The organism is Nonomuraea maritima (genome assembly GCF_900100395.1).
Taxonomy (GTDB): domain Bacteria; phylum Actinomycetota; class Actinomycetes; order Streptosporangiales; family Streptosporangiaceae; genus Nonomuraea; species Nonomuraea maritima.
In genome coordinates this window covers 28,860-51,638 of record NZ_FNFB01000013.1, presented here as the reverse complement: position 1 = coordinate 51,638, position 22,779 = coordinate 28,860, and the positions used below count along the sequence as shown (strand labels likewise).

The 22,779-nt window shown below is 71.7% G+C and carries 22 protein-coding genes; 13 read left to right on the top strand and 9 right to left on the bottom strand.

The genetic code is table 11. The features are described 5' to 3' along the window. The first annotated feature begins 34 nt into the window (after nucleotides 1-34). The 4 genes from aroC (at nucleotide 35) to BLR04_RS21115 (ending at nucleotide 3,686) form a co-directional block, all read left to right on the top strand. Nucleotides 35-1,216, top strand: a complete 1,182-nt coding sequence (aroC, locus tag BLR04_RS21130; RefSeq protein WP_090767939.1) for a chorismate synthase — start codon at nucleotides 35-37, stop codon at nucleotides 1,214-1,216. A 20-nt stretch (nucleotides 1,217-1,236) separates the two neighbouring features. After that, nucleotides 1,237-1,737 carry a shikimate kinase gene (locus tag BLR04_RS21125; RefSeq protein ID WP_090767936.1) on the top strand — a complete coding sequence of 167 codons (501 nt, stop codon included), beginning with the start codon at nucleotides 1,237-1,239 and terminating at the stop codon, nucleotides 1,735-1,737. After that, the gene (gene aroB / locus BLR04_RS21120) at nucleotides 1,734-2,804 is read left to right on the top strand and encodes a 3-dehydroquinate synthase (RefSeq protein WP_090767933.1); all 1,071 of its coding nucleotides are present in this window, start codon (nucleotides 1,734-1,736) and stop codon (nucleotides 2,802-2,804) included. Before BLR04_RS21125 ends, aroB begins: the two co-directional genes overlap by 4 nt. Before the next feature lie 126 nt (nucleotides 2,805-2,930). Continuing rightward, on the top strand, nucleotides 2,931-3,686 hold the full coding sequence (locus tag BLR04_RS21115) for an SGNH/GDSL hydrolase family protein (RefSeq protein ID WP_090767930.1): 756 nt from the start codon (nucleotides 2,931-2,933) through the stop codon (nucleotides 3,684-3,686). Between the two features lie 19 nt (nucleotides 3,687-3,705). On the opposite strand, the gene BLR04_RS21110 is transcribed toward BLR04_RS21115, so the two are convergent. Continuing rightward, a complete protein-coding gene (locus BLR04_RS21110; protein WP_090767927.1) occupies nucleotides 3,706-5,703 on the bottom strand; it encodes an ATP-dependent DNA helicase in 1,998 nt (665 codons plus the stop codon). A 373-nt stretch (nucleotides 5,704-6,076) separates the two neighbouring features. Here BLR04_RS21110 and BLR04_RS21105 point away from each other — a divergent pair, with 373 nt between their 5' ends. Both BLR04_RS21105 and BLR04_RS21100 read left to right on the top strand, forming a co-directional pair. Beyond that, nucleotides 6,077-7,285, top strand: coding sequence for a hypothetical protein (locus BLR04_RS21105; protein WP_143022127.1), 1,209 nt, complete (start codon nucleotides 6,077-6,079; stop codon nucleotides 7,283-7,285). A gap of 161 nt (nucleotides 7,286-7,446) precedes the next feature. Next, nucleotides 7,447-9,018, top strand: coding sequence for a Na+/H+ antiporter (locus BLR04_RS21100; protein WP_176903207.1), 1,572 nt, complete (start codon nucleotides 7,447-7,449; stop codon nucleotides 9,016-9,018). A gap of 10 nt (nucleotides 9,019-9,028) precedes the next feature. Here BLR04_RS21100 and BLR04_RS21095 read toward each other — a convergent pair whose 3' ends face one another. Both BLR04_RS21095 and BLR04_RS21090 read right to left on the bottom strand, forming a co-directional pair. Then, a complete protein-coding gene (locus BLR04_RS21095; protein ID WP_090767920.1) occupies nucleotides 9,029-9,286 on the bottom strand; it encodes a UBP-type zinc finger domain-containing protein in 258 nt (85 codons plus the stop codon). Nucleotides 9,287-9,719: 433 nt separating this feature from the next. Further along, entirely contained in the window at nucleotides 9,720-10,199 is a 480-nt protein-coding gene (locus tag BLR04_RS21090) for a nucleoside deaminase (protein ID WP_090767916.1), read from the bottom strand. 170 nt (nucleotides 10,200-10,369) lie between these two features. Between BLR04_RS21090 and BLR04_RS21085 the strand changes: the two genes are divergently transcribed. The 3 genes from BLR04_RS21085 to BLR04_RS21075 all read left to right on the top strand — a co-directional run bounded on the left by BLR04_RS21085 (nucleotide 10,370) and on the right by BLR04_RS21075 (nucleotide 14,497). After that, complete coding sequence (locus tag BLR04_RS21085) at nucleotides 10,370-12,157, top strand: ABC transporter ATP-binding protein (RefSeq protein ID WP_245740392.1); 1,788 nt, start codon at nucleotides 10,370-10,372, stop codon at nucleotides 12,155-12,157. Beyond that, complete coding sequence (locus tag BLR04_RS21080; protein WP_090767910.1) at nucleotides 12,154-14,010, top strand: ABC transporter ATP-binding protein; 1,857 nt, start codon at nucleotides 12,154-12,156, stop codon at nucleotides 14,008-14,010. Before BLR04_RS21085 ends, BLR04_RS21080 begins: the two co-directional genes overlap by 4 nt. A 79-nt stretch (nucleotides 14,011-14,089) precedes the next feature. After that, a complete protein-coding gene (locus BLR04_RS21075) occupies nucleotides 14,090-14,497 on the top strand; it encodes a RidA family protein (RefSeq protein WP_090767907.1) in 408 nt (135 codons plus the stop codon). Nucleotides 14,498-14,501: 4 nt separating this feature from the next. Here BLR04_RS21075 and BLR04_RS21070 read toward each other — a convergent pair whose 3' ends face one another. The 6 genes from BLR04_RS21070 to BLR04_RS21045 form a co-directional block, all read right to left on the bottom strand. After that, on the bottom strand, nucleotides 14,502-14,930 hold the full coding sequence (locus tag BLR04_RS21070) for a hypothetical protein (RefSeq protein WP_090767904.1): 429 nt from the start codon (nucleotides 14,928-14,930) through the stop codon (nucleotides 14,502-14,504). A gap of 117 nt (nucleotides 14,931-15,047) precedes the next feature. Next, nucleotides 15,048-15,281, bottom strand: a complete 234-nt coding sequence (locus BLR04_RS21065) for a hypothetical protein (RefSeq protein ID WP_143022126.1) — start codon at nucleotides 15,279-15,281, stop codon at nucleotides 15,048-15,050. Between the two features lie 128 nt (nucleotides 15,282-15,409). Next, nucleotides 15,410-15,745, bottom strand: a complete 336-nt coding sequence (locus BLR04_RS21060) for a DUF202 domain-containing protein (RefSeq protein ID WP_090767898.1) — start codon at nucleotides 15,743-15,745, stop codon at nucleotides 15,410-15,412. Beyond that, nucleotides 15,742-16,074 carry a YidH family protein gene (locus tag BLR04_RS21055; RefSeq protein ID WP_090767895.1) on the bottom strand — a complete coding sequence of 111 codons (333 nt, stop codon included), beginning with the start codon at nucleotides 16,072-16,074 and terminating at the stop codon, nucleotides 15,742-15,744. The genes BLR04_RS21060 and BLR04_RS21055 overlap by 4 nt, the downstream gene beginning before the upstream one ends. A 49-nt stretch (nucleotides 16,075-16,123) precedes the next feature. Beyond that, nucleotides 16,124-16,516 (bottom strand): hypothetical protein, encoded by a 393-nt coding sequence (locus tag BLR04_RS21050; protein ID WP_090767893.1) that lies wholly within the window; start codon nucleotides 16,514-16,516, stop codon nucleotides 16,124-16,126. Between the two features lie 147 nt (nucleotides 16,517-16,663). Further along, the gene (locus BLR04_RS21045) at nucleotides 16,664-16,873 is read right to left on the bottom strand and encodes a S1 RNA-binding domain-containing protein (RefSeq protein WP_090767889.1); all 210 of its coding nucleotides are present in this window, start codon (nucleotides 16,871-16,873) and stop codon (nucleotides 16,664-16,666) included. Nucleotides 16,874-17,098: 225 nt separating this feature from the next. On the opposite strand from BLR04_RS21045, the gene BLR04_RS21040 reads away from it, so the two are divergent. From BLR04_RS21040 to BLR04_RS21025, 4 genes are all read left to right on the top strand, one after another. Further along, nucleotides 17,099-17,692 carry a winged helix-turn-helix domain-containing protein gene (locus tag BLR04_RS21040; RefSeq protein ID WP_090767886.1) on the top strand — a complete coding sequence of 198 codons (594 nt, stop codon included), beginning with the start codon at nucleotides 17,099-17,101 and terminating at the stop codon, nucleotides 17,690-17,692. Nucleotides 17,693-17,825: 133 nt separating this feature from the next. Then, nucleotides 17,826-19,031: an MFS transporter gene (locus BLR04_RS21035; RefSeq protein WP_176903206.1), complete on the top strand. Its 1,206-nt coding sequence runs from the start codon at nucleotides 17,826-17,828 to the stop codon at nucleotides 19,029-19,031. Between the two features lie 123 nt (nucleotides 19,032-19,154). Then, complete coding sequence (gene bla / locus BLR04_RS21030; RefSeq protein ID WP_090767880.1) at nucleotides 19,155-20,117, top strand: class A beta-lactamase; 963 nt, start codon at nucleotides 19,155-19,157, stop codon at nucleotides 20,115-20,117. A gap of 191 nt (nucleotides 20,118-20,308) precedes the next feature. Beyond that, entirely contained in the window at nucleotides 20,309-22,576 is a 2,268-nt protein-coding gene (locus BLR04_RS21025) for a transglycosylase domain-containing protein (RefSeq protein ID WP_090767877.1), read from the top strand. The last annotated feature ends 203 nt before the right edge of the window (nucleotides 22,577-22,779 follow it).

Sequence of the window (22,779 nt, the reverse complement as noted above, 5' to 3'; positions counted from 1 at the left end):
GGCTCACTCGGTGGCACGTGGAAGACTTGTACGCATGTTGCGCTGGTTGACCGCCGGAGAGTCCCACGGGCCCGAACTCGTCGCCATCCTGGAGGGCCTGCCGGCCGGGGTCGAGGTGACCACGGCCGCCATCGACGAGGCCCTGCGCCGCCGCAGGCTCGGCTACGGCCGCGGCGCGCGGATGAAGTTCGAGCAGGACGAGGTCACGATCGTGGGCGGCGTCCGCCACGGCCGCACGATGGGCAGCCCGGTGGCCGTCCGCGTCGGCAACACCGAGTGGCCGAAGTGGGAGAAGGTCATGGCGGCCGACCCGGTCGACCCGGCCGAGCTCGAGGGCCTGGCCCGCAACGCGCCGAGGTCCCGTCCCCGCCCCGGCCACGCCGACCTGGCGGGCATGCAGAAGTACGGCCTCGACGACGCCCGCAACGTCCTCGACCGGGCCAGCGCCCGCGAGACGGCCGCCAGGGTCGCGCTCGGCGAGGTCGCGCGGCGCTTCCTCAAGCAGGCGCTCGGCGTCGACATCGTCAGCCACGTCACCGAGATCGGCGGCGCCCGCACCCCGTCCGAGGCGCTGCCCGGCCCGGGCGACCTGGCCCGCGTCGACGCCGACCCGGTCCGCTGCGCCGACCAGGAGGGCAGCGCCGCCATGGTCGAGGTGATCGACAAGGCCCACAAGGACGGCGACACGCTCGGCGGCGTCGTCGAGGTGCTCGCCTACGGCCTGCCGCCCGGCCTCGGCAGCTACACCCACTGGGACCGCAGGCTCGACTCCCGGCTCGCCGCGGCCCTCATGGGCATCCAGGCCATCAAGGGCGTCGCGGTCGGCGACGGCTTCGAGACCGCGCGGCGGCCAGGATCGCGCGCCCACGACGAGATCGAGTACACGACCGAGGACGGCGTGCGCCGCGTCACCAACCGCGCGGGCGGTGTCGAGGGCGGCATGACCAACGGCGAGATCCTGCGGGTCAGCGCCGCGATGAAGCCGATCTCGACGGTGCCGAGGGCGCTGGCCACGATCGACGTGAAGACCGGCGAGGCCGCCAAGGCCCACCACGAGCGCTCCGACGTGTGCGCCGTCCCCGCGGCGGGCATCGTGGCCGAGGCGATGGTCGCGCTCGTGCTGGCCGACGCGGCGCTCGAGAAGTTCGGCGGCGACTCCGTCGAGGAGGTCGCCCGCAACCTGGCCGGCTACCTCTCGTCCATGGTGATCAAGTAAAGAGGAGCGGTGAGCCACCCATGACCAAGGCCGTCCTGATCGGTCCTCCCGGCTCGGGCAAGACCACGCTCGGGCGGATGCTCGCCGAGCGGCTCGGCGTGGTGTTCCGCGACACCGACGCCGACGTGGAGACCGTGGCCGGCAAGCCCGTCTCCGACATCTTCGTCGAGGACGGCGAGGCCCGCTTCCGCGAGCTCGAGCACGAGGCCGTACGCCGCGCGCTCGCCGAGCACGACGGCGTCCTGTCGCTGGGCGGCGGCGCGGTGCTCGACGAGCGCACGCAGCAGCTGCTCGCCGGCCACCACGTCGTCTATCTGTCGGTGGGCCTGTCCGACGCCGTGCAGCGGGTCGGCCTGGCCGCGGCGCGGCCGCTGCTCGTGCTCAACCCGCGCAGCCAGCTGAAGAAGCTCATGGAGGAGCGCCGCCCGGTCTACGAGCGGCTCGCGTCCCAGACGGTCGTGACCGACAAGCGCACCCCCGACGAGCTCGCCGACGAGATCGTGAAGGGGCTGCCCGCATGACCGCGACCCGCATCACCGTGGGCGGCGACAGCCCGTACGACGTCGTGGTCGGCGGCGGCGTGCTCGGAGAGCTGCCCACGCTGCTGAGGCCCGGCGTGCGCACGGTCGCGGTCATCTGCCCGCGGACGCTGCCGCAGGTCTCCGAGCCGGTGTGCGCGGCGCTGTCGGCGGCCGGCTACCAGGTGGCCGAGCTGCCGGTGCCCGACGGCGAGCAGGCCAAGACCGTCGAGGTCGCGGCCGAGCTGTGGTCGGCGCTCGGCCGCCACGGCGTCACCCGCTCCGACGCGGTGGTCGGCGTGGGCGGCGGCGCGACCACCGACCTCGCGGGGTTCGTGGCCGCCACGTGGCTGCGCGGCGTGCAGGTCGTGCTCGTGCCCACGACGCTGCTGGCCATGGTCGACGCGGCGGTCGGCGGCAAGAACGGCATCGACACCCCCGAGGGCAAGAACCTCGTGGGCACGTTCCTGCCGCCCGCGGGGGTGCTGTGCGAGCTGTCCACGCTCGCCGGCCTGCCGAAGGCCGACTACGTCGCCGGGCTCGCCGAGATCATCAAGGGTGGCTTCATCGCCGACCCAGAGATCCTCGCGCTCGTCGAGGCCGACCCCGAGGCCGCCACCCGTCCCGACGGCCCCCACACGCGCGAGCTGATCGAACGCAAGGTCCGCGTCAAGGCCGACGTCGTGGGCGCCGACCTGCGCGAGGCGGGCCTGCGCGAGATCCTCAACTACGGCCACACGCTCGCCCACGCGATCGAACGCGAGGAGCACTACGGCATCCGGCACGGTGAGGCCGTGGCCATCGGCATGGTCTACGCCGCCGAGCTGTCGCGGCTGTCCGGCCGCGCCGACCTGGTCGAGCGCACGCGTGCGATCCTCACCGCCGTGGGCCTGCCCGTCTCCTACCGCGCCGACGCCTGGCCGCGGCTGCGCGAGCACATGCGTCTCGACAAGAAGAACCGCGGCGCCAAGCAGCGGTTCGTGGTCCTCGACGGCCTCGCCCGTCCTGGCCGTCTCGAAGGGCCCGCGGAAGAGCTGCTGGAGGCGGCGTACAAGGAGATCTCGGCGTGACCGTCCCGGCCGTGGCGGGGGAAAATCCTGCGTCCCGGCCGGGGTGGCGGCAGGCGTTCGCGCGGGCTTGGCACTACAGTCGTACGTCCCTGCGCCGCCCCCTATCCCGGAGATGAACACCACCCCATGAGGCACTACAAGTCCTTCGTCGCCCTCGGTGACAGTTTCACAGAAGGGCTGAACGATCCCGGTCAGGGCGGCCACTACCGTGGCTGGGCCGACCGGGTGGCCGAACGGCTCTCCCTCGACGAGCCCGCTCTCCGTTACGCCAACCTCGCCGTGCGCGGCAAGCTGCTCGACCAGATCGTGGCCGAGCAGGTGCCGGTGGCCGTCGAGATGGCCCCCGACCTCGTCAGCCTGTGCGCGGGGGGCAACGACCTGCTCCGGCCCGGCAGCGATCCCGACGTGATGGCCAAGAAGCTCGCGAGCGCCGTCCGCGACCTGCGGTCCGCGGGCGCCGACGTGCTGCTGTTCACGGGGGTCGACCCGCGCGACACGCCGCTCATGCGGCGGCTGCGCGGCCGGTTCGCCGTCTACTACCTGCACGTGCGGTCCATCGCCGACCTGTACGGCTGCCGCATCGTCGACCAGTGGTCGATGCAGGGCCTGCGCGACTGGCGGGCCTGGAGCCCCGACCGGCTGCACATGAACGAGGACGGTCACCGGCTCGTGGCCGCCCGGGTGCTCGACGTGCTGGGCGTGCCGTTCGAGGAGTGGCGCAAGGACTGGCCCGACCGGGTGGTCGACCCGCGGGCCCGCCGCCGCGAGGACGCCCAGTGGATCCGCGAATACCTCGTGCCCTGGGTCTCGCGCCGCCTGCGCGGAGTCTCCTCCGGTGACGGCCGCACCCCCAAGCGTCCCGACCTCGCGCCCTGGGCCTGACCGGCCGCTCCGGGCGCGCTCAGCCGGTCTCGGCCGTCAGGCGCTGCAGCGCCGCCCTCGGCACCGCCGGGTCGGTGGTGCGCCAGAACGGCGGCAGCGAGCCCATCAGGAACCCGCTGTAGCGGGCCGTGACGAGCCGCGGATCGAGGACGGCGATCACGCCCTTGTCGTCCTGGGCCCGCAGCAGCCGGCCGACGCCCTGGGCGAGCAGCAGCGCGGCGTGGTTGGCCGCCACCGCCATGAACCCGTTGCCGCCCCGCGCCGCGACATGCCGCTGGCGGGCCGAGGTGAGCGGGTCGTCGGGCCGGGGGAACGGCACCCGGTCGATGATCACCAGGCGCAGCGACGGCCCCGGCACGTCGACGCCCTGCCACAGCGACAGCGTCCCGAACAGGCACGTCGGCTCGTCTTCAGCGAACTGCTTGACCAGCAGCATGGTGGAGTCGTCGCCCTGGCACAGCAGCGGCACGTCGAGCCGGTCGCGCAGCGCCTCGGTGGCCGCCTTGGCCGCGCGCATGGAGGAGAACAGCCCGAGCGTGCGCCCGCCGGCGGCCTCGATCAGCTCGGCGATCTCGTCGAGGTACTGCTCGGGCAGCCCGTCGCGGCCCGGCTGGGGGAGGTGCTTGGCGACGTACAGGATGCCGGAGCGGGGGTGGTCGAACGGCGAGCCGACGTCGATGCCCTGCCAGCCCTTGCCGTCGCCGAGCCCCCACTGCGCCGCGAGCGCGTCGAACGTGCCCCCGAGCGCCAGCGTGGCCGAGGTGAGGACCACCGTGCGCTCGCCGAACAGCTTGTCGCGCAGCATGCCGCTCACGCTGAGCGGCGCCACCCGCAGCGCGGGCGGGCGCCGGTCGGTGCCGCCGTCGAGCCAGACCACCTCGGCGCGGTCGGCCTCGGTGGCGTGCCCGTACGCCTCGAGCATGCGCACCGCGGTGTCGTGCACGTCGTCGAGCGCCGTGAACGCGGCCTTGCGCTGCCCGGCCTTGTCGGGGTCGTCCTTGTCGGCGTTGCGCGGGCCCAGGGCGGTGATGCAGCGCCAGGCCGTGTCGCGGACGAGCTGGAGGGTCAGCCCGAGCACCTGCGGCAGCTCGTCGATGCGGCCGGGCGGCGCCGCCGCGAGGAGCGCCTTGAGGTCTTCGCCGGCCTCGAGCAGCTGGTCGGCGATGGGCTGGTCGATCAGCCGGCCGACGCGGCGGACGGCCAGCGTCACCGACGCCTCCGACAGCTCGGAGGTCACCACGGACGTCACCCGGTCGACCAGCTCGTGCGCCTCGTCGACCACGACGACGTCGTGCTCCGGCAGTACGGGCATGTCGCCCATGGCGTCGATGGCCAGCAGCGCGTGGTTGGTGACCACCACGTCGGACTCGCCGGCCCGCGCCCTGGCCAGCTCGGCGAAGCACTCGGCGCCGCTCGGGCAGCGCGAGGCCCCGAGGCACTCCTGGGCGCTCACCGAGAACTGCCGCCAGGCCTGCTCGCTCACGCCCGGTACCAGCTCGTCGCGGTCGCCGGTCTCGGTCTCGTCGGCCCACTCCTGGATGCGCTGCACCATGCGGCCGGTCGCGCTCACCTCGCGCGGGTCGAACAGCTGGTCCTGCTCGTCGTCCTCGGGCCAGCCGGCCGTCGCCTTGTAGCGGCACAGGTAGTTGCGGCGGCCCTTGAGGATCGCGTACGTCGGGGGGTGCGGCAGCTTGTCGCCCAGCGCCTCGGCGAGGCGGGGCAGGTCGCGGTCGACGAGTTGGCGCTGCAGCGCGATGGTCGCCGTCGAGATCACGACGGGGCTGTCGTCGTCGATGGCGTGCCGGACCGCCGGCACCAGGTAGGCCAGTGACTTGCCGGTGCCCGTGCCGGCCTGGACGGCCAGATGCTCGCCGCTGTCGATGGCCGTCTGCACGGCCTTGACCATGGTCACCTGACCCTGGCGTTCGCTCCCTCCGAGAGCGGTGACCGCGATGCTGAGCAGTTCGTCGACTGGCGGGAGATGGGAGTCGGGCACGGCAGTAAACGCTACCCGCATTCCGGGGCCGCCGCGCCGAACAGGGTGTGATCGGCCGGACGCATCCCGGCGTTCGCGAACTGTGCCGCCGGGCGGCGTGGCACACTGGGCGATCAGGACTCCAGCTGTCCGGGCGAATCTCACGGCGTGTGACGAGGGAGGCTCTCGGCGTAGATGGGGTGGGCCGGTTCAGTAGGGTTTTCAGAGGTTGAGTGGACGAATAAAGGCTGGTTAAAGCAGTATGTCTGCCATGTCGGAAGTTGTCCCGTTGCCGTCGTTCGGCGAAGTCTTCTTCGATGCCCGAGGTCAGGAGCGGTGTCTCCGGGTCACCTGGCACGAGGGGACTCTGGTCCTCAGTCTGTGGCGCGGAGAGATGTGCACAGCGAGCTTCCGCATGCCGATGGAGGACGTCGGCCGGCTGCTCGACACCCTTGACGACGGCTACGCCGAGGCCACGGGCGAACAGCCCGCCGTGCCGGCCCACGACCCGGTCACCGAGGCCATCCCCGGCACGGGCACCTACCACCGGCCGCCCGAGCACGTCCAGCAGCTGATGCAGCAGCAGCCCCCGCAGGAGGAGCGGCCCGTGCCCTCCCTGGCGCCGAGCGACGTGCTCGTCGCCAGGGGCAACCCGCCGCAGGACAAGCTCGTCGCCTCCTACAGCGAGCCGGCCGCGCCGCGGGACACCACCCCCGCGTACGGCGACCAGCGCCCCTTCACCGGCCCCCAGTACGTCGAGCAACAGCAGCAGTACAGCGAGCAGCAGCAGTACGGCGAGCAGCAGCAGTACGGCGAGCAGCAGCAGTACGGCGAGCAGCAGCAGTACGGCGGCCAGCAGTACGGTGAGCAGCCCGCCGCACAGTACGCCGAACCGGCACAACCCCCGGCACAGCCGCGGTACGTCGAGCAGACCGGCCCGCAGCCGGCCTACACCGGCGACCCCTTCAGCGGACCGCAGTACACCGCCGACCCGCTCAGCGGCCCGCAGCAGTACACGGCCGACCCGCTCGGCGGTCCGCAGTACACCGCCGATCCGCTCAGCGGCCCCCAGTACACCCAGCAGAGCCAGCCCGAGCCGTTCACCGGCCCGCAGTACGTCGAGAACGAACCCGTCTACCAACTGCCCGGCGAGCAACGCCGTTCCTCGCCGCTGAGCACCGACCCGCGCGGCTTCCCCTCGCAGGCCGACTCCTACCAGCCGACCCGGGCACGTCCCGAGACCTACCCGTCCGACCCGTACCCGTCCGACCCCTACGGGGGGCGGCCGTCGGAGTCGTACCAGCAGGAGCAGGCCGGCGCGGCGGGTCTCGGCACGCCCATGCACGGCATCCCGGGGGCGGGCCGCCCGCGTCCGATGCCGCAGCGGCGGCAGCAGCCGGCCCACGACGAGTACGCGTCCTACCAGGGCCAGAGCAATCCCCAGGCGGGGCAGCCGAACCCGGTCGACCCGCTGCTCGCCCTCGGCCGGCAGGAGCAGTACCCGCAGCAGGGCGACCCCAACATGTCCCGCCCCTACGTCGGGGACCCCATGTTCTCCACGGGCGAGCGCCTGCGTCCCGAACAGTCCGACCACCAGGAGCGCGGCGACCGCAGGGAGTGGTGACGGGACGCCGCTGACGCGCTCCCGGGGCCGCCGCTTTACCGCGCCCTCCGGCGTGGCAGGTACTCTCGCGGGCGGGACGATCGAGGGTGACGCCGACGCCGGGCGCGCCACGCGATCGACCTGACGATCGTGGGGGAGGGGGCAGCCGGGTGGAGTCCGTCATGGGCCTGCAGTTGCTGGTGGTGGCCGCGGGGGCGATCGGCGTCGCCGCCGTGGCGCGGCGCAGGGGCTGGCCGGTGCCGCTGGTGCTGGTGGCCGTCGGCCTGCTGGTCTCGCCGTTCGTGCCGGCCGTGCCGCTGGAGCCGGAGCTCGTGCTGTACGTGTTCCTGCCGCCGCTGCTCTACTCCGCCGCGCTCGACAGCTCCTACCTGCGCCTGCGCGACGCGCAACGCACCATCGGCCTGCTGTCGGTCGGGCTGGTGCTGTTCACCGCGGCCGCCGTCGGCATGGTCGTCCACCTGATGCTGCCCGACCTGCCGCTCGCGCTGGCGTTCGCCCTGGGCGCCATCGTCGCGCCGCCCGACGCGGTGGCGGCCGTCGCGGTCGGTCGCCGGCTGGGGCTGCCGCGCAAGGCGCTGACCGTCCTCATCGGTGAGAGCCTGTTCAACGACGCCACCGCGCTGACGCTCTACCGGGTGGCGATCGGGGCGGCCCTGGGCGGAGCCGTCAGCATGTGGCAGGGGCTGGGGGAGTTCCTGCTCGCCGCGGTGGGCGGCGTGGCGATCGGGGTGGCGCTGGCCCTGGCGTCCGCGTGGCTGTTCCGGTACACGCGCGACTCGCTGGTCGAGAACACGCTGATGCTGCTGATCCCGTTCGCCGCCTACCTCGCCGCCGAGTCGGTGCACGCCTCGGGCGTCATCGCGGTCGTGATCATCGGTCTCCATCTGGGCAACCGCATGCACCTGCAGGGGTTCGGCACCCGCCTGCAGTCCGCCGCGGTGTGGAGGGTCACCGCGTTCCTCCTCGAGGCGGTCGTCTTCGCGCTGATCGGGCTGCAGGTCGTCACCGTGACCGAGGGCATCATGGGCAGCTACGGCGTCTGGGAGGTCGCGGGCTACGCCGCCGCGGTGCTGGGCGTGGTCATCCTCAGCAGGTTCGTGTGGGTGTTCGTGCTGACGTACCCCATCAAGTTGCTCGGCCAGGCCACGGCCAGGCCGACGGTGGCGCAGCGGCTGATCCTCTCGTGGGCCGGCATGCGCGGCGTGGTGTCGCTGGCGGCGGCGTTCGCCATCCCGCCCGAGGTGCCCGCGCGCGACCGGGCGCTGCTGCTGTTCCTGACGTTCACCACCGTGATCGGCACCCTGCTCATCCAGGGCACCACGTTCCCGACGCTGATCAAGCGGCTCGGCGTGTCAGGGCGGCAGCAGCAGTACGAGGACCGCCTGGCCGAGGCGGCGGCGCAGCAGGCGGCGCTCGACGCCGGCGTGGCCGAGCTCGAACGACTGATCGAGAAGGACGGGGAGCCCGACGAGATCCGGGCCGAGGTGATCAGCAACCTGCGGGAGAAGTCGTGGCGGCGTTCGCTGAGCGCGTGGGAGCGGCTGGGGGGCGGCACCGGGCAGGACGGCGCCGAGACCCCGAGCGCGCTCTACCGGCGGCTGCGCCGCGAGATGCTGCACGCCGAACGCCGGGTGTTCGTCCGGTTGCGCGACGAGCGCCGCCTCGACGACGAGGTGCTCCGCACCGTGATGGCGGAGCTCGACTTCGAGGAGGCGCTGCTCAACCGCGACTGACGGCGGCGCGTCAGGCCATCTGGTTGTCCACGAAGCACCAGCGCCATTCCTCGCCGGGTTCGTACGACTGGATCACCGGGTGGCCGCTGGAGTGGAAGTGCTGGGTGGCGTGCTTGCCGGGCGAGGAGTCGCAGCACCCGACGTGCCCGCATTCGAGGCAGCGCCGCAGGTGCACCCACCGGCCGCCGGAGGCCAGGCACTCCTCGCAGCCGTCCGGCGTCAGCGCGTCGACGTCGCCGGGTCGGGAAAGATGCTCACATGTAGCCATGAATCACAGCTTAGGACGCGTCCTGCGAGGTCATCCCCTCCGCCAGGGCTCCGGGCGTACGGCCGGTCAAAGCTCTCCGCGAAGATGACGGTCCTTTAGCCTCAGCGTGAGTTCGGCCGTCCGGTGACCACGTTGCGGTTTCGCCACGGTGCTGTAGATCTGAGGCGGCTATCCGGGCCACGCCCTGGCGGTCAGACTGAGTGGCAGGTAGCGACGGGTTCGACCCGTCCCCAGTCGAGGAGGACCCATGTTCGCGGGGTGTGGCTCGTGTAACTGCTCAGATCCCCTTTCCACCGCCAAGCCGCCGTGGTGGCAGTCGTACCTGACGTCGCAGAACGTGCGCTGAAGTGGTAAGGCCGGCCCCGCCGGGACGAGCGTCCGGGCGGGGCCTTGCCGTGCTCAGGCGGCGCCCAGGCGGTGCACGAGGCGGCGCTCAGGCGGCTCGGTGGTGCCGGCGGTGCAGTTCGCGGATCTCCGCGGTGAGTTCCGGCGCCGGCCCCTCCACGATCACCCCCGGCGCCACCTCGTGCACGGGCAGCGGCCGTACGGGCGGCGCGGGCACGCCGAACTCGGCCAGCCACCCGCTCAGCTGGGCGGAGGAGGCGGCGTACACGATCCGGCCCAGCCCCACCCAGGCATGCGCGGCGGCGCACATCGGGCAGTGCTCGCCTGAGGTGTAGACGGTGGCCGCGGCCCGTTCCTCGGGCGACAGGTGCCCGGCCGCCCAGCGGGCGAGCGCGAACTCCGGGTGCCGCGTGCGGTCGCCGGAGGCCACCCTGTTGTGGTCCTCGGCGAGCTCGGTGCCGTCGCCCGCGACCAGCACCGAGCCGAACGGCTCGTCGCCCAGATCGAGCGCCCGCGCGGCCAGCTCGACGCAGCGGCGCAGATACGGCAGCTCGAAAGAGTCGATCATGTGTCCCCTCAGGTCGGGAGTCGGTCATGCCCTCTGTGGTCGTGTGGATCACATCGACGGTAACGGCCTGTCGAAAGTGGGCCAAATCCCGCATTTCCCCACGTCATCTACGGGAAACCCACCATCAGGCCACTGAAAAACGGTTGCTTCGCCGTACTAATCTGGTGGGGATGCCTCCCGATACGCACATACCTCGCCGTCCCCTGCTGTCCTCCAACTCCCTGTGGCGGATGAAGTCGTACCTCCGCCCGTACGTCCTCCGGTTGAGCCTCATCTGGCTGATGGCGATCGTCGGCATCGGCGCCGCCATCTCGCTCCCGCTCGTCATCGAACGGGTCATCGACGGCCCCGTCGCCCACGGCGACACCGGCGCGCTGCTGCCTCTCGGGCTCCTCGCGGCCGGCGTCGGCGCGCTCGAAGCGCTGCTGATCTTCCTGAGGCGCTGGGCCCAGGTCAAGCCGGTCCTCGGCCTCGAGACGGCCATCCGCAACGACCTCTACGCCCACCTGCAGCGCCTGCCCATGGGCTTCCACGGCGACTGGCAGTCGGGCCAGTTGCTGTCACGCGCCACCACCGACCTGTCGACCATCCGTCGCTTCCTCGGCTTCGGCATGCTCTTCCTGGTCATGAACATCCTGCAGCTCATCACGGTCACCGTGCTGCTGCTCAACAAGTACTGGCCGCTCGGGCTGCTGGTGCTGGCCTCCGCCGTGCCGATCATCTGGACCTCGCTGCGCTTCGAGAAGCGCTACATCAAGGTCTCCCGCCAGGTCCAGGACGAGCAGGGCGACCTCGCCACGCTCGTCGAGGAGTCGGCGATCGGCATCCGTACGATCAAGGCGTTCGGCCGCCGCCACCACGTCTACGACCGCTACGACGACGCCGCGCTCAAGGTGTACGGCACCTCGATGGACAAGGTGCGGCTGTCGGCGCGCTTCTTCTCCTTCCTGGAGATCATCCCCAACATCACGCTGGCCCTGGTGCTGCTGCTGGGCGCGCTGGCCGTCGGCACGGGCGCGCTGACCCTGGGCGCGCTGGTGGCCTTCACCACGCTCATGCTGCAGCTCGTCTGGCCCATCGCGAGCCTCGGTTACATCCTCGCCATGGCACAGGAGGCGATGACCTCCGCCGACCGCGTCATGGAGGTCCTCGACACCGTCCCCGCGATCAAGGACGGCGCCACCGACACGATCGACGAGCCGCGCGGTCACCTGCGCCTCGAAGGCGTCGGCTTCCGCTTCGCCGACTCCGACGAGCCGGTGCTGCACGACGTCTGGCTCGACGTGCGGCCGGGCGAGACGGTCGCCGTCGTGGGAGCCACCGGCGCGGGCAAGACCACGTTGACGGCGCTCGTCCCGCGCCTGATCGACCCCACCTCCGGCCGGGTCACCATCGACGGGCACGACATCCGCGACCTCGACCTGGCCACGTTACGGTCGATCGTGGCGACCGCGTTCGAGGAGCCGACGCTGTTCTCCATGAGCGTGCGCGAGAACCTCATGCTCGGCCGGGCCGACGCCACCGAGGAAGAGCTGGCAGCCGCGGTCGAGACCGCCCAGGCGCAGTTCGTGTACGACCTGCCGTGGGGGCTCGACACCCGCATCGGCGAGCAGGGCCTGTCGCTGTCCGGCGGGCAGCGCCAGCGGCTCGCCCTGGCCAGGGCCGTGCTCAGCAAGCCCCGCATCCTGGTGCTCGACGACACCCTGTCGGCGCTCGACGTCGAGACCGAGGCCCTCGTGGAGGAGGCGCTGCGGCACGTGCTGCGCGACGCGACCGGCATCGTCGTCGCCCACCGCGCCTCCACCGTGCTGCTCGCCGACAAGGTCGCGCTGCTGCGCGGCGGCACCATCACCCACGTCGGCCGGCACGACGAGCTGCTGGCGAAGGTGCCCGAGTACCGCGAGCTGCTGGCCCAGGACGCCGACCTCGACGACGCGGCGGAAGGGGCCTTGCGATGACCACCACGACCCAGGAGGCCAAGCCGTCCGCGTCGTCCTGGCGCGGCGTCGCGTCCGAGGACCAGGACGAGCTGTCGGAGAAGGTCTCCGTCCTGCTGCGGGCACGCTCGCGGCGGCTGCTCGGCGACCTGCTCAGGCCGTACCGGAAGAAGATCGCGCTGCTCGTCACGATCATCGTGATCTCCAACGCGGCCGCCCTGTCGATCCCGCTGCTGGTCGCGATCGGCATCGACGAGGGCATCCCGCCCATCAGGAAGGGCGGCGACCCGACCGTCCTGCTGACCGTGGTCGGCGTGATCCTCGCGGCGGCCGTCACCCAGGCGCTCACCCGGCAGGCATTCCTGCGCCTGGCGGGCACCATCGGCCAGAGCATCCTGCTCGAGCTGCGCCGCCGGGTGTTCGACCACTTCCAGCGGCTGTCGCTGAGCTTCCACGAGAAGTACACCTCCGGTCGTGTCATCTCGCGGCTCACCTCCGACGTCGAGTCCATCGCCGAGCTCGTGCAGTCGGGCTTCGACGCCCTGGTCAAGGCGCTGCTCACCATGCTCGGCACCGCCGTGCTGCTGCTGGCCATGGACCTGCACCTCGGTCTGGTCGCGCTCGTGCCGATCCCGCTGCTGCTGCTGTTCACCCGCTGGTTCCGGCGGCAGTCCACGCTCGTCTACCGGCGTACGCGCGAGACGGTGGCGCTGGTCATCGTGCACTTCGTCGAGTCGATGACCGGCATCCGCGCCGTGCAGGCGTTCCGCCGCGAGCGGCGCAACCAGGAGATCTTCGAGCAGCTCAACGACGACTACCGGGGCGCCAACGCGCGCAGCATGCAGATCGGCGCGACGTTCATGACCGGCGTCAAGCTGATCGGCAACCTGACGATCGGCGGCGTGCTGCTCTACGGCGGCTATCTGGCGATCCACGGTGAGGTGCTGATCGGCGTGCTCACCGCGTTCCTGCTCTACCTGCGGCAGTTCTACGAGCCGATGCAGGAGGTCAGCCAGTTCTACAACACGCTGCAGTCGGCGGGTGCGGCGCTGGAGAAGCTGTCGGGCGTGCTGGAGGAGCAGCCCGGGGTGCCCGAGCCGCGCGAGCCCGAGGCCCTGCCCGGCGGCAGGGCGCGCGGAAAGGTGCGCTTCGACGGCGTCACGTTCGCGTACGTGGCGGAGATGCCGATCCTGCCGCGGCTCGACCTGACCATCCCTGCCGGGCAGAGCGTGGCCCTGGTCGGCGCGACGGGCGCGGGCAAGACGACGCTGGCCAAGCTGATCTCCCGCTTCTACGACCCGACCGACGGGCGGGTACTGCTCGACGGCGTCGACCTGCGCGGGCTCGACGAGCAGACCCTGCGCCAGGCCGTGGTCATGGTGACCCAGGAGAACTTCCTGTTCAGCGGTACGGTCGCCGACAACATCCGGTTCGGCCGCCCCGACGCCACCGACCACCAGGTGCGCGAGGCCGCCAAGGCCATCGGCGCGCACGAGTTCATCTCCGCGCTGCCCGACGGCTACGACACCGAGGTCGGCAAGCGCGGCGGGCGCATGTCGGCGGGGCAGCGGCAGCTCGTCGCGTTCGCGCGGGCGTTCCTCGCCGACCCGGCGGTGCTGATCCTCGACGAGGCCACCTCCAGCCTCGACGTGCCGAGCGAGCGGCTCGTGCAGCGCGCGCTGCGCACGATCCTCGCCGACCGCACCGCGCTGATCATCGCGCACCGGCTGTCGACCGTCGAGATCGCCGACCGGGTGCTGGTGATGGATCGCGGACGCATCGTCGAGGACGGGCCGCCCGCCCAGCTCATCGCGGCGTCCGGCAGGTTCGCCGGCCTGCACCAGGCGTGGCTGGACAGCCTCAGCCAGAGCTAGAGTTCAGCGTTCGAGGCCAGGGGCGATCCCGCCCCTGGCCTGTCACGCGCGCCAGTACGTGGCGTGGAGAGGAGCCTTGATGATCCAGCGCTGGAGCCCTGCGGAGGTCGGCGCACCGGTGGGCCAGTACAGCCACCTGGCCGCCGCCCCGGCCGGCGCGCGACTGCTCTACGTCTCCGGCCAGGTCGGCACCCTGCCCGACGGCGCTTTCGCCGGTACGGACGCCGAGACGCAGACCCACCAGATCTACGAGAACATCGGCGCGCTGCTCGAGTCGGCCGGAACCAGCCCGCGGCACCTGCTCAAGCTCTTCACCATGGTCGCGGGCCAGGAGCACCTCGCCGGCTGCCGGGCAGGACGCGTCGAGGCGTTCGAACGCTGGTTCCCCGAGGGCGACTGGCCGGCGCACTCGCTGATCGTGGTGAGCGCGCTCGCGTCGCCCGAGATCCTGGTGGAGGTCGAGGCGGTGGCCGTGGTGCCCGCGTGAGCGTTCAGTGGCCCATGTGGACCGCTCCGAGGTTGATGTACACCTCGTAGCCGACGAAGAGGGCGAGCGGGACGCCGAGTGCGACCGCCAGCCTGCCGGGCCGTGCGCTCCGCCGGGCGGCGGGCGCTCGGGCCGGCACCCGCGTCACGGCCGGTACGCGAACCGGCTCCGGCTCCGGCTCCGGGCCGGACACGAGCTCCGGATGACGCGCCAGATACCCGTTGGGGAACCAGGTGACGTGGTACGCGCCGCAGCCGGGGCAGGAGGTGCCCGCCCACGGCGGCGGCGCGGGTACACCACCGCTGAGCCAGATGTCCGCCTCGTTGCCGTACGCGTCGGACAGGTGCTTGACGACGTAGCGCACCTCCCACACGTGTAAGCAGCGCAGGCATTCGAACGGCCACATCTCATGGGTCACGAACTCGTCCGGCATTGGGGACCACCCCCGAGGCTAGGATCCGCCGTCTGCGCCCTGAGTGTCCGTCTGGGCTCGTACGCCGTTCAAGACGGGATTCCGACACCCTGAGTTAGGAAATGCTCACCATCTGTGTCAGTATGCGGGCCTGCGTGGCACCGGGCTGATGAGCGGCGTCGGGTCAGGGGTGGCCGGCTCGGCCGGCGGGATCGCCTCCGGATGGTGGGCCAGATAGCCCTCAGGGAACGTGGCGGCCTGCGGGCTGCCGCACCGGGGACAGATGGCGCCGGCCAACGGCGGCGGCACGCACACCTCGCCCTTCAGCCAGACCTCCCCCGCGTTGCCGTGCTGATCGTCGAGACGCCTCACGATGTAGTGCTCTTCCCATACGTGCCAGCAGCGCCGGCAGCCGAAAGGCACCGTCCTGTGGAACTCTTCCAATGAGTTCACCCCCCGATTCGAATCTCCGCCTCCTTGTTTCGTTCCCGTCGGCACACTCAGTCATTACTCAGAACAAAGGTGATAGCGCCCACAACTACACATAACGTGCCAAACCAGGCGAATAGTGCATCGAGGTTGTTGTCGGGTGATCGTCCCGCGTGCAGGGCCTGCTGCACGCGTCGGAAGCGCAGCCTCGTCCTGATCAGCAGCACGGCGCCGCAGAGGGCCGCCAGTGCGAAAGCGGCGCCGGCGACGGCCGGGAGGCCGTGCCTGAAGGACAGCCCTGCCGCGCCGATCCCGCCGGTGGAGAGGGCGACGGCGGTGCGCACCCAGGCCAGGCGGGTGCGCTCGCTCTGCAGCCCCTCGTCCCAGATCTCTTCCTCGGCCGTCATGCTCGGCCGGAGACGACGATGAGGACGAGGGCCGCCGCGGCCACGCCCGCGATGCCGTACCCGAAGACGGCGGCGAGCGCCGGGGGAGGCAGGGGCGCCTGGTTGCGCAGGGCGCGCTGGATGTTGCGCCAGCGGGGGTAGGCCATGCCCGCCGCCAGCGCCGACAGGGTCACGAGCACCACGGCGAGCGTCGTGCGGATCCAGGGGACGAACACGTCGGGCGGCACCGCCGCCATGGCGACCCCACCCGCGCTGAGCGCCAGCGCCGTGCTCAGCCAGGTGAGGAAGGTGCGTTCGTTGGCCAAGGTAAAACGCGGGTCGGGTTCCATGGGTAGAACGCTATTTCGTCCCCATTTCCCCTAGAGATGTTGGGATTGCTCAGCTGACGCCGCAGGCCTGCGCGACCTTCTCGACGTACGCGGCGCTCTCACCGGCGACCTTTTGGGCCGCGTCGACGGCGCCGTTGACGTCGGTCACGGTGATGCCGGTCAGCGTGGCGGCCAGGCTGTCGGATGCCTCCTTGAGCGTGGTGTTGGCGGCGGTGTCGGCCACCTCGTTGAGCTTGGTGGCGGCCTCGTCGAGGGCCTTGTCCATGCCCTGGGGGTCGTTGGCGAGTTGGGTCAGCTGGGTGCCGAGGTCGGCGACGATCTTCGGGGCCTCCAGGCAGGCCTGCGCCTGGTCGATGGTGTTGTTGACGTCGCTGCAACCGGCGGCGAACACACCGGCGGCGAACAGGGCCAGGGGTAGGAACCGGCTCTTGAGGGGACGCATGACTCGACCCTACCCAACGACTCGGACACGTGACGTGACCGCAGAGTTCCGGACGGCACCCGTTTGTACGATGGTGCGGCCGGGCGCCGCGGGCGCTCGGGGAGCGCTGATCCGGGGGAGTCCGTTTCCCCCTGATCAGCGCCTACGTCAGGCGGCGGCCAGACTGAACCGCTGGTTCTCGGGGTCGATCGCGAGGATCTTGACCGATACGCGGGCGCCGACGGGCCACGACTGCTGATGCGCGAGACCCGTGACGCCGTCGTACTCGACGAACGAACCGAACGGCATCCGCGCGGTCACCACGCCGTCGACGACGTCACCGACCTGGTGGCGGGCGATGAAGTTCTGCCAGCTCATGCATGTCACCTCCTTCCGCTGCGAGTGGCTTCCTCAGCACTTCTCGCAACGAGGGCGGGCCTCTCGCCCGCGCGGTGATCAAGCAGCGGCCGGGCGCCCGTTCTGTGTACGGCCCATGGCCGACCCGGCAGTCATGGGCCGATCGTAGCACTCGGTGATCAAAGGTGCATCGTTTCCCAAAGAATTCCTTGACATGTACTCCGCTGTGCGCCCACGATTCCAAACATGTCTTTGGAATCCATGGGGCCGCGTCGGGTCCTGGACGATCCGGCCGCCATGCGGGCCTTCGCCCATCCCGTCCGGCTGGCGCTGCACGAGCTGCTGATGCGCGCGGGTCCGGCGACCGCCGCGGACGCGGCCCGCGAGGTCGGCGTCAGTCAGGCGCTGGCCTCGTACCATCTGCGGCAACTGGCCAGGTACGGCTTCGTCGAGCAGGCCGAGGCCCGCGACGAGCGCGAACGGCCGTGGAAGGTCACCACGCACGTCCAGCAGTGGTCGTCCGACGCCTGGAGCGCCGAGGCCAGTGCGGCGCGGGGCCTGCTGGAGCAGGTCATCGCCGAGCGGGCGTTGACCTGGCTGGCCGAATGGCAGCGCCGTCGCCAGGACGAGCCCGACGAGTGGCGGGAGGCCGGCCACGTCGGCAACACGTACCTCTACGCCACGGTCGAGGAGCTCACGGACGTGGGTGAGACCCTCATGGGCCTGCTGGAACCGCTGATGGCGCGGGCACTCGACCCTTCGTCCCGCCCGGAGGGCGCAAGGCCCGTGCTGCTGGCCCAGATGCTCCTGCCCCTCCCACCGGCCGGCTCCGATGACTGACCCCGAGCCGCCCGCCGCAGAGACACCTGGCGCGGACGCTCCCGACCGGAAGACGCCCGCCGCAGCGGCGTCCGCCCCCCACACGCCTGCCCCCCACACGCCCGCCCCCCACACAACCGACGCGGACAGCGGCGTGCGGAGAGCGGGTGGGATCCGGGGTTCGCTCCTCGGCAACCGCGACTATCGGCGGCTGGTGGTGGCCGGGCTGGTGTCGCAGACCGGTGACTGGGCGATCAGCACGGGCCTGGCCTTTCACGTCTACCAGCTCACCGGCTCGACGCTGTCCACCGCGACCATGCTGCTGATCTCGCGATTACCGGACGTCCTGCTCTCGCCCTTCGCCGGAACGCTGGCCGACCGCGTCGACCGCCGCCGCCTGCTCGTCGTCGCGGACCTGCTGCTCGCCGTCGGCCTGCTGCCCCTGCTGGCGGTACGCGAGCCGGCCCACCTCTGGATCGTCTATGCCGTCGCGCTGTGGACGGGCGTGATCAGCACCGTCCTCTTCCCCGCGCAGAGGGCGCTGCTGCCGCAGCTCGTGCCCGATGCGCAGCTCGTCAGGGCCAACGCCCTGCACGGACAGAGCGGCCAGGCGGCCCGGTTGCTGGGCGCGGTGGTCGGCGGCGTGGCGGTCGAGGCGGGCGGGCTCGGGGCCGTCGTCTGGATCGACGTGACCAGCTTCCTGCTCTCGGCGCTGCTGCTGGCGCGCCTGCGCCCCACCGAGCGGGCGCGGGCCGCGACGGCGGACGCACGCGGGTCGTGGCGGGGCCTGCTGCGCAACATGGGCGTGCGGCCGCTGGTGGCGTACATGGTGATCACCGGGACGGGGGAGGGGATCTTCGCGACGCTCGCCGCGCCGTTCGTGGCCGACGTGCTGGGCGGGGACGGCGACGCGTACGGGCTGTTCCTGTCGGTGCAGGCGGTCGGCGGCATCGCCGGCGGACTCGCGGTCGCCGCCTGGCCGGGAGGTGCGTCCCCGAGGTCGCTGCTCGGGTGGGGGACCGTCGTGTTCGGGCTGGCCGACCTGGCGCTGTTCACCTATCCCCTCGCGTGGCCCGCGCTGTGGCCCGCCCTCGTGCTGATCGCCGTGGCCGGGGTGCCGGCTGCGGCGGCGATGGCGGGCCTGACCACGCTCGCGCAGCGGGCCGCCCAGGAACACCGGCGCGGCGCGCTCTTCGGGCTGCTCGTCAGCGCCCAGGCCGCCACCTCGCTGCTCGGGCTGGCGCTGGCGGGCGTGCTCGGCGATCGGATCGGCGTCGTCGCGACGCTGTGCGTGCACGCCGGAGGGCTGATGTTCGCGGGTCTGATGAGCTTGTTGGTGATTCGCAAAGACCGCCTCTGACCTCGTGTCATGCGCAAACGGATATGAGTTTGTTTGTGATATCGCTATTAGACATCGGATGATCGCGTCTGCTTTGCTCCTCACCTCTGAAGGACAGCCAGCAGACGACAGTGAGGACATGACATGCGACACCTCCGCGCCCGCCGTGGCTCGGCCGCGCTGGAAGCCGCCGCTCTGATGATCGCCCTTCTCACGGGCGGCACCCTGGTCGTGGGCCCGGCCGCCGCGGCCTCCTCGGCACCCGCGGCCCACGCGGTCGCGCTCGCCGCGCCGACCGCGGCGGAGCGGGTCAAGAAGGAACTGCGCGACCTGGAGCGCCAGCTCGGGGTCCGCATCGGGGCGTACGTGATCGACGGCGGCACCGGGCAGGCGCTCGCCTACCGGTCGGGGGAGCGGTTCCCGCTGACGTCCACGTTCAAGGCGGTGGCCGCCGCGGCCGTGCTGCACAAGGCCCGTACCAGCGACCCCGGCCTCATGGACCGGGTGGTCAAGTGGAGCGCGGCCGAGGTCAAGCCGAACTCGCCGATCACCGAGCAGCACGTCAAGGACGGCATGACGATCGCGCAGCTGTGCCACGCGGCGATCACCCGCAGCGACAACACGGCGGGGAACATGCTGCTCAAGCAGATCGGCGGACCCGCCGGTCTGACCCGGTACTTCCGCACGCTGAAGGACCCGGTCTCCCGCCTCGACCGCTGGGAGACCGACCTCAACAGCTGGAGCCCCAAGGAACGGCGCGACACCACCACACCCGCCGCCATCGCCCGCGACCTGCGGCAGCTCACCGCAGGTGACGCGCTGTCCGCCAAGGACCGCGAGCGGCTCAACGGCTGGCTGAAGGCCAACACCACCGGCGGGGCCCGGATCCGCGCCGGGCTGCCCGCCTCGTGGACGGTCGGCGACAAGACCGGCACGGGCGGCACGTACGGGACCGCCAACGACATCGCGGTCGCCTGGCCGCGCAAGGGCGCGGCTCCCGTGATCATGGCCATCTACACCAACGGCCGCACGGCCGACGCCGCCACCCAGGACAAGGCGGTGGCCGACGCCGCCAGAATCCTCGCCCGCGGGCTCGGCAGGCTCTGATGCCGGGACGGGGGAGACGCGACACCCGGCGGGCAGCGGCGCCGGGACGGGGGAACCACAGGTCCGCGAAGAACCCGCCTGCCGAGAAGCACCTCGGCAGGCGGGGTCTGCCGCTGGACAGCCGTGACCTGGCGTCGGGGTGGCGCGCCGCTCGATGGTGCCTGACGCAGGGGGCGCAGGGGGCGCACGGCATGCGGCGGGTGGCGCTGGAGCACGGCGGGCCGGTGGCCGAGCGGGCGGTGCGGGCCGCCAGGGAGGCGCTGGCGTCGGAGCAGGGCGGGTACGTCGGACGGCTCGCCGCCACCGGGACGGCGGCGGGCCTCCTGCTCGCGGCCCTCGCGTTCCCCGCCGTGGGCGGTGCCGGGATCGGGTTCCTCGCCGCCGCGTACGACATGAACCTCAAGCCGGCCGACCTGACCGAGCCGCCGCCGGCGGAGGTCACGATCGTGCGGGACGTGACCGGTGGCGAGATCGCCCGCTTCTACGAGGAGTACCGCGAGATCGTCGACCTGGACGAGATCGCCCCGATCATGCGCACCGCGATCGTGGCCATCGAGGACTTCCGGTTCTACGAGCACGGCGCCATCGACATCGAGGGGACGCTGCGTGCGCTCCTCACCAACCTGCAGACGGGCCGGGTCAGCCAGGGCGGGTCCAGCATCACGCAGCAGTACGTGAAGCAGGTGCTGGTCAACTCGGCGGACACGCCGGAGGAGCGGGCCGCGGCCGCGGCCCCCACGTACGCGCGCAAGCTCAACGAGCTGCGGTACGCCATGGGGATCGAGAAGAAGTACACCAAGGACCAGATTCTCGCGAAATATCTGAACATCGCGTACTTCGGCGCCAGCGCGTACGGCGTCGAGGCCGCCGCCCGCCGGTTCTTCGGGGTGTCGGCGGCCGAGCTGACCCTGGCGCAGGCGGCCACGCTGGCCGGCGCCGTACAGGATCCGAACGCCACCGACCCCAACCTCGGGGAGGCCCAGCAGGAGCGGCTGCGCAAGCGGCGCAACGTCGTCCTCGACCGGATGGCGCAGCTCGGCACCATCACGGAGGAGCAGGCCGAGGAGGCGAAGGCCGAGAAGCTCGGCTACAAAGGCACGAAGCTCCCCGGAGGCTGCGAAGCCAGCAAAAATCCGTACTTCTGCTTGTATGTCCGCCACGAGATCCTCAGGAACCGCGCCTTCGGCCCCACGGCCGAGGCCCGGCTCGCCATGCTCAACCGGGGCGGCCTGACGATCACCACCACGCTCGACCCCCGCATGCAGGCCGCCGCCAACCGCGCTATCAAGCGGTACGTCCACACCTCCGACCTGCCGGTCGCCTCCGAGGCGCTGGTCGAGCCGGGCACCGGGGCGATCAGGGCGATGGCCGCGAGCCGCCGCTTCGGGTCGGACGCCGTCAAGAACGAGATCTCCTACAACGTGGTCGCGAACGCGGCCCACGGCGGCGGCGACGGGTTCCAGGCCGGGTCCACCTTCAAGACCTTCACCCTGCTCACGGCGTTGAAAGAGGGCATGCGGCTGGACGACGGCCTCAGTGCGCCGTACGGGTACCGGGCGCCCGCGTACTCGACGTTCCGCACCTGCGGCGGCAAGAACGTCGGCGACCCGGCGCACACCGTCACCAACGCCGAGGGCTCCGCCGGCTGGAAGTCATTGCGGACCGGCACCTGGGGGTCGGTGAACACGTTCTTCATGAGGCTGGAGGAGCGCGTCGGGCTGTGCGACACCGTCAGGACCGCCCGGTCGCTGGGCGTGCGCCGCGCGGACGGCGAGAAGCTGCGCCAGTTCGAGACGTTCACCCTCGGCGTCAACGAGGTCGACCCGGTGACGCTCGCCACGGCGTACGCGGCCGTCGCGGCGCGCGGGACGTACTGCGCTCCCATGGCCATCACCGAGATCACCGACCGGGACGGCCGGACGACCCGCTACAGCCCGAGGTGCAGAGAGGCCCTGGAGCCGGCCATCGCGGACGCCGCCGCCAATGTGCTGTCCGGGGTGTTCACGCAAGGGACGATGCGCGCGTACGGCGGGATCGGCCGCGACGCGGCAGGGAAGACCGGCACGACCGACGACTACGCGGCGGCCTGGTTCGCCGGGTTCACCCCTGACCTCGCGGGCGCCGTCAGCCTGGGCGACCCGAGGGGGTCGCAGCGGCACAAGCTGACCGGGGTGATCATCGGGGGCCGGTACTACAGCTCCGTCCAGGGCGCCACCATCCCGGGGCCCATCTGGCGGGACACGATGGCCGCGGCGCTGAGGGGCGTGCGGCCCTCGGAGTTCACGCCGATCGACGCGTCCAGGTTCGCGGGCTGCCGGCTGGACTGCCGTCCTGAGCCGGTGGAGCCGCCCGAGGAGAAGCCGCAGGAGGGCGCGACACCCACGCCGACGATCTCCATCACGGTGCCCCCCACGGCGCTTCCCGGCGCACCCGCCACGTCCCCGCCGTCGGAGAGGTAGCGGTACCCGGAGCAACGGGTTCCCAGCCTTCGCCCGTCATGGGCCGGGGGCTGGGTGAGGCCCGCTCGGGCGGGATCGGCCTTCAGGAGGCGGATTCCGCCGGGGAGGGGTGAAGGTGGGGGGTTTCGGCAGGACACCTGCTCGGTGCGGTCGCCGACACGCGGCTCGACCAGATCGAGTTCGCCGGCCACCCGGAGACGCAC

Coding starts and splice junctions, on each gene's coding strand:
- BLR04_RS21070 (WP_090767904.1), bottom strand. CDS start 14,930: ATGCCGGACGAGTTCGTGACCCATGAGATGTGGCCGTTCGAATGCCTG.
- BLR04_RS21110 (WP_090767927.1), bottom strand. CDS start 5,703: ATGCGGGTAGCGTTTACTGCCGTGCCCGACTCCCATCTCCCGCCAGTC.
- BLR04_RS21080 (WP_090767910.1), top strand. CDS start 12,154: ATGACCACCACGACCCAGGAGGCCAAGCCGTCCGCGTCGTCCTGGCGC.
- BLR04_RS21045 (WP_090767889.1), bottom strand. CDS start 16,873: ATGAGCTGGCAGAACTTCATCGCCCGCCACCAGGTCGGTGACGTCGTC.
- BLR04_RS21055 (WP_090767895.1), bottom strand. CDS start 16,074: ATGGAACCCGACCCGCGTTTTACCTTGGCCAACGAACGCACCTTCCTC.
- BLR04_RS21115 (WP_090767930.1), top strand. CDS start 2,931: ATGAGGCACTACAAGTCCTTCGTCGCCCTCGGTGACAGTTTCACAGAA.
- BLR04_RS21060 (WP_090767898.1), bottom strand. CDS start 15,745: ATGACGGCCGAGGAAGAGATCTGGGACGAGGGGCTGCAGAGCGAGCGC.
- BLR04_RS21075 (WP_090767907.1), top strand. CDS start 14,090: ATGATCCAGCGCTGGAGCCCTGCGGAGGTCGGCGCACCGGTGGGCCAG.
- aroC (WP_090767939.1), top strand. CDS start 35: ATGTTGCGCTGGTTGACCGCCGGAGAGTCCCACGGGCCCGAACTCGTC.
- BLR04_RS21090 (WP_090767916.1), bottom strand. CDS start 10,199: ATGATCGACTCTTTCGAGCTGCCGTATCTGCGCCGCTGCGTCGAGCTG.
- aroB (WP_090767933.1), top strand. CDS start 1,734: ATGACCGCGACCCGCATCACCGTGGGCGGCGACAGCCCGTACGACGTC.
- BLR04_RS21025 (WP_090767877.1), top strand. CDS start 20,309: ATGCGGCGGGTGGCGCTGGAGCACGGCGGGCCGGTGGCCGAGCGGGCG.
- BLR04_RS21040 (WP_090767886.1), top strand. CDS start 17,099: ATGTCTTTGGAATCCATGGGGCCGCGTCGGGTCCTGGACGATCCGGCC.
- BLR04_RS21125 (WP_090767936.1), top strand. CDS start 1,237: ATGACCAAGGCCGTCCTGATCGGTCCTCCCGGCTCGGGCAAGACCACG.
- BLR04_RS21105 (WP_143022127.1), top strand. CDS start 6,077: ATGCCGATGGAGGACGTCGGCCGGCTGCTCGACACCCTTGACGACGGC.
- BLR04_RS21095 (WP_090767920.1), bottom strand. CDS start 9,286: ATGGCTACATGTGAGCATCTTTCCCGACCCGGCGACGTCGACGCGCTG.
- bla (WP_090767880.1), top strand. CDS start 19,155: ATGCGACACCTCCGCGCCCGCCGTGGCTCGGCCGCGCTGGAAGCCGCC.
- BLR04_RS21050 (WP_090767893.1), bottom strand. CDS start 16,516: ATGCGTCCCCTCAAGAGCCGGTTCCTACCCCTGGCCCTGTTCGCCGCC.
- BLR04_RS21085 (WP_245740392.1), top strand. CDS start 10,370: ATGCCTCCCGATACGCACATACCTCGCCGTCCCCTGCTGTCCTCCAAC.
- BLR04_RS21100 (WP_176903207.1), top strand. CDS start 7,447: ATGGGCCTGCAGTTGCTGGTGGTGGCCGCGGGGGCGATCGGCGTCGCC.